This is a genomic window from Psychrilyobacter sp., from assembly GCF_049671765.1.
GTDB lineage: Bacteria > Fusobacteriota > Fusobacteriia > Fusobacteriales > Fusobacteriaceae > Psychrilyobacter.
In genome coordinates, this window is the sequence record NZ_JBATVM010000100.1 from 1 (window position 1) to 12,990 (window position 12,990).

General features: G+C 28.6%; 10 protein-coding genes. All 10 read right to left on the reverse strand.

Annotated features, from left to right (window positions below; all coding sequences use genetic code 11):
* Positions 1-258: 258 nt before the first annotated feature.
* Complete coding sequence (locus WBG30_RS04930; RefSeq protein WP_424503531.1) at positions 259-780, reverse strand: transposase; 522 nt, start codon at positions 778-780, stop codon at positions 259-261.
* 130 nt (positions 781-910) lie between these two features.
* Positions 911-3,658: a P-loop NTPase fold protein gene (locus WBG30_RS04935; RefSeq protein WP_424503532.1), complete on the reverse strand. Its 2,748-nt coding sequence runs from the start codon at positions 3,656-3,658 to the stop codon at positions 911-913.
* 73 nt (positions 3,659-3,731) lie between these two features.
* Positions 3,732-4,655 (reverse strand): diguanylate cyclase, encoded by a 924-nt coding sequence (locus WBG30_RS04940; RefSeq protein WP_424503533.1) that lies wholly within the window; start codon positions 4,653-4,655, stop codon positions 3,732-3,734.
* A 221-nt stretch (positions 4,656-4,876) separates the two neighbouring features.
* Positions 4,877-6,310 (reverse strand): alanine/glycine:cation symporter family protein, encoded by a 1,434-nt coding sequence (locus WBG30_RS04945; RefSeq protein ID WP_424503534.1) that lies wholly within the window; start codon positions 6,308-6,310, stop codon positions 4,877-4,879.
* A gap of 509 nt (positions 6,311-6,819) precedes the next feature.
* Entirely contained in the window at positions 6,820-8,472 is a 1,653-nt protein-coding gene (locus WBG30_RS04950) for an ABC transporter substrate-binding protein (RefSeq protein ID WP_424503535.1), read from the reverse strand.
* 14 nt (positions 8,473-8,486) lie between these two features.
* Positions 8,487-8,897 carry a hypothetical protein gene (locus WBG30_RS04955; protein WP_424503536.1) on the reverse strand — a complete coding sequence of 137 codons (411 nt, stop codon included), beginning with the start codon at positions 8,895-8,897 and terminating at the stop codon, positions 8,487-8,489.
* A gap of 55 nt (positions 8,898-8,952) precedes the next feature.
* A complete protein-coding gene (locus WBG30_RS04960) occupies positions 8,953-9,939 on the reverse strand; it encodes an ABC transporter ATP-binding protein (protein WP_424503537.1) in 987 nt (328 codons plus the stop codon).
* A gap of 19 nt (positions 9,940-9,958) precedes the next feature.
* Positions 9,959-10,930, reverse strand: coding sequence for an ABC transporter ATP-binding protein (locus WBG30_RS04965; RefSeq protein WP_424503539.1), 972 nt, complete (start codon positions 10,928-10,930; stop codon positions 9,959-9,961).
* 29 nt (positions 10,931-10,959) lie between these two features.
* Positions 10,960-11,829, reverse strand: a complete 870-nt coding sequence (locus WBG30_RS04970) for an ABC transporter permease (RefSeq protein WP_424503540.1) — start codon at positions 11,827-11,829, stop codon at positions 10,960-10,962.
* Between the two features lie 100 nt (positions 11,830-11,929).
* Positions 11,930-12,877 carry an ABC transporter permease gene (locus WBG30_RS04975; RefSeq protein WP_424503538.1) on the reverse strand — a complete coding sequence of 316 codons (948 nt, stop codon included), beginning with the start codon at positions 12,875-12,877 and terminating at the stop codon, positions 11,930-11,932.
* Between the last annotated feature and the right edge of the window lie 113 nt (positions 12,878-12,990).

Consider the following 12,990-nt stretch of genomic DNA (forward strand, 5'->3'; position numbering starts at 1 on the left):
CCTAATAAATTGCATAATTTTTATCATTATTAGATACTTTTTTTCTCCTCCAATGGATTTCCCTGTTTTTTCAAATAAATTTTCCTATTTTTATCATCTTTAACTATAATTATGTCATAGAATATGTTAACAATACATAACATATAAAATTTACTAATCAATTTGGAAACCATAATCCTTCAACGTGATTTCGTCCCCTCTTTGGTTTCTCGTAAGAGTAATTCATGAATTACCCTTACATTATCTCTGCTATTATTTTTAATTAAATCTGTCTTCCTTCCAATTCCTCGGATTATTCTTTATATAATCTGATATTCTCACATAATCTTTTTCATCCCTAATTATATGCTCATAATAATTCCTTTGCCAAACCTTCCCTACATTGTTATTTAATATATTTATTCTTCTTGCTGATAACATTTTAAATTTTCCAATCAACTTCGGAATCATCATCTTTCGACGTAATTTGATATCCTCTTTGTTTTCTCGTAAGGGTAATTCATGAATTACCCCTACATTAACTCTAATCTCTATAATCCCATGAAAATGATTTGGCATAAGGCAATATTTAGATACATCGATATCTTCTGTTTCTAATTTTTTCCATTCATCTTCCACCATTTTCCCTACATCATTTAAAATCATATTTTCATCAATTATTTCACCAAATATTTTTTCTCTATTTTGTGTACATATGGTTATAAAATACATTCCATTCTTACTATAATCATAATTTTTTAATCTTATACTTCTCCTTCCATGGTTACAATTATATCTCATAATTATCATCCTTATTTTAATGTTTTAAAATGTTATTTCGTTTCGCCTTCGGTTTTCCCGTACGGGTAATTCATGAATTACCCTTACACCAAATTTGATTCCGCATCAATATTCATGATTTTGTTAAAAATTATTTAAAATTATCTTTCAAATCAAACCCATTCTCATTTCTTATAATACCAATTCTCTCTAAATAATTTATTGTATGAGCCTCATCAACATCTTTATCGTTTGGATAATTATCACCAAAAATTATTAAACACGGATCATTTTTTCGACTTTCGTTTACAAACTCTATTATTTCTTTCGACTCTTCTTTTGTTGGAATAATTTTCTTCATTCCATTTTTTGAATTTTGTTTTTTATAAAAATTTGTAATTCTCTCTTTTATTTCGGTATTAAAAATATAATTTTTATAACCTGATATTATATCATCCATAAAAAATAATACTTCTCTATTATTTTCATCTTTTAAAAGCCCCTCCAGCAATTTCAATATTTTTTTACATTTTTCTACATTAAAATTTATTTGTTCTTTTGTATTATTAGATAAACACATCTCATTTAATATCTCATTTTTTTTATTAATTTCCTTATCCTTCCAATCTTGAACTTTAGATTCAATAGATTCTTCTTCTACAGTTTCAACTTTATCAAATTCTTCATTCAAAATATCTAAAACACTTATTAAATCTTTAGATATAGATTCCTCTACCTTTTTTCTCAATTTAAACTTAGGGTGATTTTTATTTTTTATCTGCATTTTTAATTCTTCCAATTCACTTGGAGTTGATTGTTTTACCTCAAGTTTATCAACTGCTAAATATTCTCCAACTATCTCTTGAAATTTTTCAAGAGATAGAATTCTACCTTTTTCCTCAACTATCTCTTTTTTATATTCTAAAATAATAAATAGCTTCTTTAAACTTGATTCATATTGATTCATAATTTTTGTTATATCAAATTTATAACTGCTTTCCTTATAGAATTTATAACTATTAGGATCACATGAATAATTCATTTTACAAATAAACTCTTCATTTTCTTTTATTATATTATGAATTTTCTCTTTATTTATTTTTTCTAATCTAATCAATTTGTTTTGTATAATAGTATATTTTTCCTTTGTGACTTTCATGTCCGTTCCATCTAATCTTTGAGAATATATTTTAATATTTTCTAAATATTTTCCTAAACTATTTTCAGTAACCACACTATCGTCATTTAAGTTTTCTATCCTATTCTTTACATTTTCATCTTCAGGTTCAGAATACAAAAGTCTATTTACAGCTTGAATATTATTCTTAAAGCAAACCTTTATAAAATCTAAAAATATATCTTCTATTGGATAATCATTATATAAAATATCACTTTCATCTAGTAAATCATTAAAAATAAACACTCCTTCTCTTTTAAAACGATAATAATAATCAAAATAAAACTGCTGAAATATAGCAGTTATAAAAATAAGTTTTTTATATTCTCCTTTTTCAAAATTATGAATATCTTCTATTTTTTCTTTTAACCTCATATCTTGAATTATTTTTTCTACCTTTCTAGGGTTTTTACTATTTTTATAATATTTTTCCATCAAATTTTGTAATAATTCTAATAAAGGTTTCTCCTTTGTCTCTACCTCTATTTTTCGCTTCACACGTTCTTCAACTGAAGGATTCCCTGCTAGGTTTTTGCCCACCTCTCCTTCTGTAATATCTTTCCTTTTTTGTTTTATTTTTATTTCTTTTTGTTTCAAACCATCTGTTAGCCACTTAAATCCATCTTTCAACCATTCTTTAGTTTTTTCTACCTCATCTTTTTTCATTTTTATACCATTTTCTTTTATCTCTACCTCATCTATTATCTCCTCAGTAGTTACTTCATTTAACTGTAATTTAAACTCGTAAAACTTATCAAAATATTCATAATTAGATAGATCTTTTTCTCCTGTTTCTTTCTTGGTCGTCAGCATCTCTTCTAAATTCGCCATTACAACTATCTTTATCCCTAATTCCTGTAATTCATTGATAAATCCTAGAATTTGCTTCCACTCTGGTTCAGATTTACCGTAGATTCTCTCTAAATTATCCACTCCTACAACTATTCTTTTTTCTATCTTTCCAATCTCACTTTTCAACTTTTCATTGGCTTCTTTAAAAGATTTGGATTTAGAAAATATAATATTTTTTACTACTTTTACCCAGTCATTGGATACACCATCTAAATAATAATCGAAATCCATTAATGACCCTTGAAAAATTCCTTCTTCCTTAAAGATACCCTTCAATTGATTTAAAAATTCAGTCTTTAGCGAATTTCTATTTTCAAATAACATTACATTTATTGGAATATAATAATATTTTTCCCTGTTCTCTCTCATAACGATATTCATAAAGGTAGTCTTCCCACTTCCCCATGAACCATCTAAGGCTATTAAACTATACTCTCCCAAGGCATGATTCAAAACGTCCATTAAGTTTCTTCTTGAGGGATAGAGTTCTAGCTCTTTTTTAGATTCATCGTTTTTTTCATTCTTTTTTATTTGTCTATTTTCAACAAATAAAACTGCATTTGCCCCTATTAAACATATGCTCACAGCGTAAATCAAAGCAATATTATTAGTATTTACTCCTAAAATAAAAACCAAAACATAAGATGCTTTTTTTGCCCCTGATTCAAAAACCTCTTTAATACTTTTAAAATAATTTGATAATAAATATCCTATTATTAATAAAGCTAAAAACAAAATATTCAAATTAAACAAATACTCAAATTTTAATATTTCTGGCACTGTCAATCTAAATATAATCCCATATAAACTACTCAAAATATATGTTATCAACACATAACATATAAAATTTATCCACTTCATTTTTTTCATTTTTCCATCCCCCAACGTACGGGCAAACCCTTGTGGTTGCCCTTTATTTTTTATCTTCCTTCTTTAGTCTCTATTATTTAACTTTCGTTATGTTTCTTCCAGATTCTTTAGCTAAATACAGAAGTTCATCTGCAATTTTGATAATTTCATCTATTTTTTGCCCCGGTTTTGATTGTACCACTCCTAAACTAATAGTAGTTCCCGACGGATATTTATCTATTTGAAGCCTTTCTATTTTTGTTCTCAATTGCTCTGCACATAAATAAGCCTCTTTAGACATCATCTTAGGTAAGACTATGATAAATTCTTCTCCTCCAAATCTAGCAATCACTCCCTTTTCTCCTATTGTGCTTTTTAATATATAAGAAACTTTTTTTAATACGATATCTCCAATAGGATGACCATAAGTATCATTTATTTTTTTAAAATGATCAATATCTCCCATGATAATAGAAAATCCACTTTCTTGCACTTTTTCATTTGCTAGAAATTCAAAGAGATACCTTCTATTAAAAAGACCAGTTAAAGAATCCGTTAAGGCCATTTTTTCCATATTTCTCCTACTTTCTTCTAACTTTGTTACATCGTTCATTATAAGAAGAGCCATATCTGCATTATAAAATCTAATGTGTTTACAAGAATAGAGAAAATATTTTTTTGTTTTTATATCATTTATATAAAATTCTCTAGAAAGAACCTTTTCTGAGTAATTTGATTTTTTAATAAGTGTAGAAGTTATAGTTTTTCTGAGATTACAACTGTTGCAAAAACTAGTCTCTCCACAATTTTTCCTTTCTTCCACGGCGTGATAACACCCAATGGCATTCCCATATTTTACTCCTTCTACCTCTTTTAAATCTTTATAGAGCATATTTTTAAGAAAAGCATTCACAGATTCTATCTTTATATCTTTATTTACTACCATTATATTGGTCTGAAGATTATCCATGAGAACTTCGATAAAATTTTCAGATTTTTTTATTTTTTCTATATCCAACTTATTTCCTCCTTAAATAAATATTAAAATATTTTTTCTTAATATTCATTATTTTTAACAAGAATAGATTGATATAACCTTTCTAATTTAAATTTGAAAGATATATTATTTTATGATATCCAAGCTATTATAGCATTGAAGGATAATTTCAAGGAACAAATAATTAAAAAGTAATTAAAAAATTCATCCTCATGACTATGAGAATGAATTTTTTTCTATCTTTATACAGTTTTTAATTTTTTTTCTACTTTTTTTAAAGCAGTTTTAGAACCAGTCCAACATTCTACACCATCTAAATCTGCCACTGTTTCAGCTCTTAAAATTGGATCAAGCCCTTGCTTTCTCTGAGCCGAATAATCTTCTAATAATCTAAATGCTACTGGACCTAATTTTAAAATTGCATATAGATTTAATATAGCCATTAATCCCATGAATAAATCTGCTAATCCCCATACAACTTTTAGTCCTGCAATTCCTCCTAATAATACCATCATAACAACTGCTGCTCTATACCCTTGTAACCATAATCTATTATCAGTCATAAATTCTATATTTGCTTCCCCATAATAATAGTTCCCGATTACTGAAGAGAATGCAAATAAGAAGATACATACAGCTATAAATACTCCACCAAAGTTTCCTATGTGCATACTAAGTGCTGATTGTGTCATTTGGATTCCATCACCACTAAGTGATTGATAGCCTGATAATAAGATTATAAATGCAGTTGCACTACAGATTAAGATTGTATCTGTAAATACACCCAATGCTTGAATTAAACCTTGCTTTACCGGATGAGATACTGTGGCTGTAGCTGCCGCATTAGGAGCACTACCCATTCCTGCCTCATTAGAAAATAATCCTCTTTTTATACCTTGCATAAGAGCTGCTCCTAATGCTCCTCCTGCTGCTGATTTAAAATTGAACGCTCCTTCTATAATCATCCCAAATACTGCCGGTACTTGAGTGATATTCATAATTATAACTACTGTTGCAACAACAACATAACATATTGCCATCACAGGAACTACTTTTTCTACAAAACTAGCTATTCTCTTTACTCCACCAAATATTATAATGGCAGTAAATACTGCTAATGTAACAGCAATTACAGTTTTACTTATTCCAAATGATCCATTAAATGCCATTGCAATTGTATTTGATTGAACCGAGTTAAATATAAGTCCAAAACATACTGTGATTAAGATTGAAAATGCTATTCCTAATTTTCTATTTTTTAAAGCCTTCTCCATATAATATGCCGGTCCACCTCTAAATGCATCTCCATCCTTTACCTTGTATAATTGTGCCAATGTAGATTCTACAAAAGCAGATGCAGAACCAATAAGTGCTAACATCCACATCCAGAATACTGCTCCTGGTCCTCCTGCTGCAATAGCTAGTGCTACTCCTGCCATATTTCCAGTCCCTACTCTAGAAGCTGTACTTATACAAAAAGCTTGAAATGATGTTATTCCCTTTTCCTCTTTGTTCCCCTTTACTCCTTTTGTTGCTCCTTCTGTTAAAAGTCTTATCATTTCCTTTATCATTCTAAATTGAGCAAATTTTGTCTTTACGGAAAAATAAATTCCCACTCCTATCAAACCCACTATCAATACATATGACCATAAAATGTTGTTTAAAAAATCTACCATAACTAATATCCTCCCAAATTTATTTTTTAATCCCATTAGTATAATATATATAAATAACTTTGTCAATATATCTTATATATAGTTTTTATTGGTTATATATATGAAAAAACTATTAATTGTAACACTCTATATTTAACAGGGTATAGAATAGATATTTTTTAAATAAATTTTAGTTTATTTCTAATTTTTTTTAGTTTTTTTTAGATTAAACTAAAAAAATTCTATTTTTAAACATTTGGATTCTCTTTCTCGTTTAAAATCACATAAATGAATCCAAATAAAAAAATAGGCAGTCCAAAGGACTACCTATAAATAAGATTTTTATATTAACTATATAGATAACTAATATTTCACGTTAACCATTTAATTTTAGATAGACTTATTCCATGAAAAATCACATTGTCTTTAAAACATATAATTTTGTGATTCAGAGCTCTATTCTATTCAAAATAAGAAGTTTTACATTAATTTTTAAAATTTCTCAAAATTTTAAAAAATTCTAAAAAAATTTAGTTTAAAGTTGCTTTATATTTTTCTAAATATTTTTTCGCTTTTTCAATATTATAGCTTGGTCTTTTATAGCCAGTTTCATTACCAGTTCCATCTACTACAGGAGATAAAGGAGATGCTCCTATTTTCCCATTACCATTTAAAACAATTGTAAGAATTTCTTGTGGATCGATAGCATAATACATAGCTTTTCTAAAATCTTCGTTAGTTGTAACTCTAGGTCCGCCTACTCCGTTATTAAATGCTAAATATGTAAATCCATTGGAAGCTCTAGCTATTAAGTTTGTTTTTTCTCCTGCGTCAACTGATTCTCTTGAGTCTTCAGGAATTGTATAGATATAATTTACATCTCCAGATTGTAATGCCAAAACTGATCCAGATGCATCAGGAATAACTTTATAAATAATATTTTTAATAATTGCTTTATCATAATAATATTCATTTCTTACAAATCTTATTTCATTTTTTTGTTTGTCTAATGCATCTAACACATAAGGTCCACTAGAAACTAAAGAGTTTATATTATTAACGTCGCCATAAGAATCTCCAAATTTTTCAATTGCGTCTTTACTCACAATTCCACCTGATGTATGAGCTAACATATTATATAATTGACCATATGCTTCTTTTGTTTCAATTTTTATAATTTTCTTTGAAACTGCAGTACCATTTTTTGATAGTTCTACAATAATATCCTTATCAACTAAATCTCTATCTAAAATTTCAATATTTTTCATACTTCCTTGAACTGTATAAACTCTATTTCCTAAAGTATTTTTATCCTTTGCTCTATCCAAAGAGAATTTAATGTCTTCTGGTGTAATAGTAGCTCCATTACTAAATTTTGCATTTTCTTGAATAGAGAAATAGAAATTAGTTTGATCATTAGAGTACCAAGAACTAGCTAATCCTGATACGATCTGGTCGTTAGGATCTAAATTAACTAATCTTGAATAAAGGTTAGTATTGATAGAAAATACTGTACCATCATTAGCTTTTATAGGGTCTAAAGATGTTAGAGCTACTGTAGTATGCCTAATATAAACAGGGTCAGTTTCGTCAGATTTTCCAGATTCCTTAGACCACTTTAATTTTTCCAATATAAAACTTCTTGATTTTGCTAAAATTACCCCTTCTAAATCTTTAGATGTCCCTAAAGTTCTTTGTCCCGCATATAAAGGAACTATATAAGCTTTTTCATTAATAATTTTTTCTACATTTTTATATGCTTCTTTAAACTGAGAACTTCCTATTTTTGCAGTCCTTCCAAGTTCTAAGTTCATATCTAATTCTTTATCAGCTAAACCATATCTATTATAGTCGCCATTTGTATGAAATAATGACATTACTGCGTAATCAGGGTTTCCGGTTACCGTTGTCCATCCTGCTGCTGTTATGTCGAAACTTCCATTAACAAGATCGTCTAAGTAAGTACTATAATCTTTTTTTTCTGTTATTTTACTAGATATTCCTACTTTCTTTAGCTGTGACTGAACAACCTGTGCTAATGTTATGTTAGAGCTCATAGCTAATATATTTAATGGTTTTATAGATGGCCCTTCATCTTTTTTTTCTGATTTACCACATCCTACAAATAGACCTACGAACATTAAAGCTAAAATTAAAAAAATACCGCTTTTTCTTTTTTTCATTATTCCCTCCTAGTTTAATTATCTTTTATTACAAAATCACTTTGTGAGTAATTATACAATACACCTAAAAATAAAACTTTTAATAACCCTATAGCTGATTCATTATACAAAAAATAGTTATACCCTAAAAACCCGTATATACCAATACTTTCCATAGACATAACAATGGTATAACCCCATATTTGATAACTGTTTTTTTTAGACGCTTCTGTTAATTTATCCTTAACTTTTAAAATTTTCACAAAATATTTTTTTGATAAAAATCCGATTATTCCTATAACTAAAAAAACTTCTTTAGAATTTTCATATAAATTAAATATTTGCATGACTAATACTGAAACTCCTAATAATAATATATAATATTTTTTAGAAATCCTGTCTACAGTTAGAGATAAAATCAATAATAGTAATAATATGTAAAACAACTTACTATTTGTTTTCGTTATAAAAAATATTAATAACAAATATAATAAAATTCTTTTAAAAGCTTCCATAAGACAAAGTCCCTTCTAAAATTTCTTTATGTCTATGGCATGCTACACTATGATTTGGACCGATGTCCTCTAACTTAGGAATTTCATTTTTACATTTTTTTATTGAAAATTGACATCTTCCTGAAAAAAGGCAATTTTGTTTAGGGTTTACTGGAGAGGTGATTTCTCCTTCCAATAAAATTTCTTTATTTATATAATCGATATCAGGTACTGGTATCGCAGATAATAGAGCTATTGTATATGGATGTATTGGCTTTTCAAATAAACTATCCGATTTTGCTTTTTCAACAATTTTACCTAAATACATAACAAGAATATCATGAGAAATATGTTTAACTACTGATAAGTCATGAGTTATAAATATAAATGTTAACCCTAATTTTTCTTGTAAATCTTGTAATAAATTAAGTATTTGAGCTTGGATAGAAACATCTAAAGCTGAAACTGGCTCATCACAAATTATAAATTGTGGATCAATAGAAAGAGCTCTTGCAATAACTGCCCTTTGTCTCCTTCCTCCATCTAATTCATGAGGATAAGTATTTTCTAACCTTTCAGCTAATCCTACTAATTTCATTAATTCTCTAACCCTTTTTTTTCTTTTTTCTTTGTCTGGGTAAAGGTTATGTATAATTAATGGCTCTTCTATTGTTTGGTAAATATTTTTTCTTGGATTAAGTGATGCATAAGGGTCTTGAAATATCATTTGCATTTGTTTTCTATATTTTCTTAACTCCTTGCCTTTTAATTTTGTAACATCGACACCGTCTATAATTACTTCTCCAGCTGTTACAGGATAGACTTGTAATATTGCTCTCCCAGTTGTAGATTTACCACATCCTGATTCCCCTACAATCCCTAGCGTCTTCCCCTTCTCTAAATCAAATGTTACTCCATCTACTGCGTGCAACATTCCTTCTGGAGTTGAAAAATACTTCTTTAATCCTCTTACTTTTATTAATGGTTCACTCATATGTTCATACCTCTCATACTTATTTATTTAATGGAAAGTGACATCTAAATTGATGATATTCACTATTTATGGTAACTTTAGGATCTTCTTTTACACAAATATCTTGACACCTAGAACATCTTGGAGAAAATTTACAACCTACAGGTAAGTTACTAGGGTCTGGCGCTTCTCCCATTATAGGACTTAATCTATTAACTTGACTACTGATTGAAGGAATTGAATCAAATAGCCCCTTTGTATATGGATGCTTAGTTTGTTTAAAAATAGCCTTTAAAGTTCCATATTCTACAACTTCTCCAGCATACATTATAGCCACTTTATCACAAGTTCTCGCTACAACTCCTAGATCATGAGTAATCATCAAGACCGATGTTTTATACTCTATTTTCAGTTCTTGTATCATTTTTAACATTTGAGCTTGAATAGTAACGTCTAGTGCAGTCGTCGGTTCATCCGCTATTAGCAATTTAGGTTGACAAGCTAGAGCTATTGCAATAACTACTCTTTGTTTCATTCCACCAGAAAACTGATGTGGATAGCTTATAGCCCTTTCTTTCTTTATCCCTACAATTTCTAGCATTCTTTCCGCTTCTTTTCTAGCCTGTTTAGAGCTTACTTTTCTATGATAACTAATTACCTCCTCTATTTGTTCTCCTACTGTCATTCTAGGGTTTAAAGCTGTCATTGGGTCTTGAAATATCATGGAAATTTCATTACCTCTAATTTCTCTTTTTCTTGACTCAGATACTTTCATTAAGTCTTCACCTACAAAGTTAATACTTCCTTTTACTATTTTTCCTGGAGGAGACGGTATTAATTGCATAATTGACATTGCAGTTGTAGTTTTCCCTGCTCCTGTTTCTCCTACTAATCCTAATGTTTCTCCTTCATAAATTTCTAAGTCTAGTCCGTTAAGTGCGTTAATTATTTTTTTTTCTACTTTATATTCAACTTTTAAATTTTTAATATCTAATACTTTTTTATTTTTAATTATATTTTCTGACATAATTTGATAACCCCTTATTTTAATTTTGGATCCAATGCATCTCTTAATCCATCACCAAAAAAATTAAATGCTAGAACTATTGATACTATTGCTAACCCTGGAATAATTGTAAGGTATGGCCGCTGGACGTACTGTTGCCCTTCTGCTAGAATTCTTCCCCATTCAGGTGTAGGAGGTTGTACTCCTAATCCAAGATAACTTAAACTTGCTGTAGATATTACTGCTGTTCCTACACCTAAAGTAGCTCTTACTATTACAGGAGCTAAAGAATTTGGAATAATATGTAAAAGGATTATTCGTAAATCAGAAGCACCACAAACCATGATAGCTTCAATATATTCCTGATGTCTTATTTCAAGAACAGATGCTCTAACAGTTCTTGCATATCCTGCAATGCCACCGATACTTAGTGCAATTATTAATGTAAAAATATTAGCACCAAGAGATGCAATTATAGCTATAGCTAATAAAATTCCTGGTATCGCAGATAACATATCTATAACTCTCATTATAACGTTATCAAATTTCCCACCATAATATCCAGATATTGCTCCTAAAGAACCACCAATAAGTATAGCTGTAGTAGTAGAAACCAATCCTACTATAATTGATATTCTAGCACCAAATATTATTCTACTCATTACGTCTCTTCCTAGCGCATCAGTTCCAAACGGATGTTCTAAACTTGGCGTTTGCAGTCTATTTAGACCATTGACGTCTATTGCTTTTGAATAATCTAAGAAAAAAGTAGCAAACAAGGATAATAAAATTAAAAATATAATATAATAAAGTCCTATTATAGCTAATTTATTTCTCATTAATCGAATCATTATATTTTTCCATAATCCATTTTGCTTTGTATCGTTTATTTCATCCTTTTTCATTTTTTTTATTATCCCTCTGATCAGGTTATCTGGTTCAGTATTTCCTGTCATAGAAGTAATGTTCATGATAATCACTTCCTTTTTATTATTTTATATAGATTTACCCCTTATATCTTGATCTTATTTTAGGGTCCACCACTGCATACAATAAATCAACAATTAAATTAACAACACTAATAACAATTGCTATATAAACAACTCCTCCTAATATTAAAGGAATATCAAAGTCATTTTGTGCATCGATTATTCTAGACCCTAAGCCAGGCCAAGCAAAAACTTTTTCAGTTATAGCAGATCCACCTAACATTCCTGCAAATTGAAGTCCTACAACAGTTATAATTGGTATTAATGCATTTTTTAATGCATGTTTTAAAATTACTGTCTTTTCAGGTAGCCCTTTAGACCTTGCAGTGGTAATATAGTCTTGCCTTATGACTTCTAACATCGAAGATCTAGTCATTCTCGCAGTACTTGCTGATAAAGCAGTTCCCAGTACTATAGCAGGCATAATATAACTCCTTAAATTTCCCATTTGATATATAGATGGTAGCCATTGTAACTTTACTGAAAAAAATAATATCAACATTAATCCTAACCAAAAATTAGGTATAGAAATCCCTAATAAAGCAGTAACCATACTAATGTTATCAAACGCAGAGTATTGTTTTGCTGCTGATATTATTCCTGCTGGAATAGCAATTATTACTGCTACAATCATTGAAATAATAGTTAACGTTAATGTAGCTGGAAACCTTAATATTATTTCATCAAAAACTTTAACATTTCCTCTGAAGGATTCACCTAAGTTAAATGTTACTAATCCCTTTAAAAAATTTAAATATTGAAAAATAAATGGTTTATCAAGACCATATTTACTTCTAAATGATATAATCTCATCTTTTGAAGCATATTCACCTAATATATTCGCTGCTGGATCATTTGGTGAAATTGATAAAATAAAAAAAACTATAAATACTACTCCTAGAATAACAGGGATTAGCATTAGTAACCTTTTTATTATGTAACGTAATAATAAATTTTGTTTCATTTTTTTACCTCTTGTTGTTTAAAGTATTTTTTAATATAATAATATTAAAATATTTTGTTTCAAAAAAATTTGACAAAGCGTTCTTATTTCGAATTTTACATACTAAATTAGAC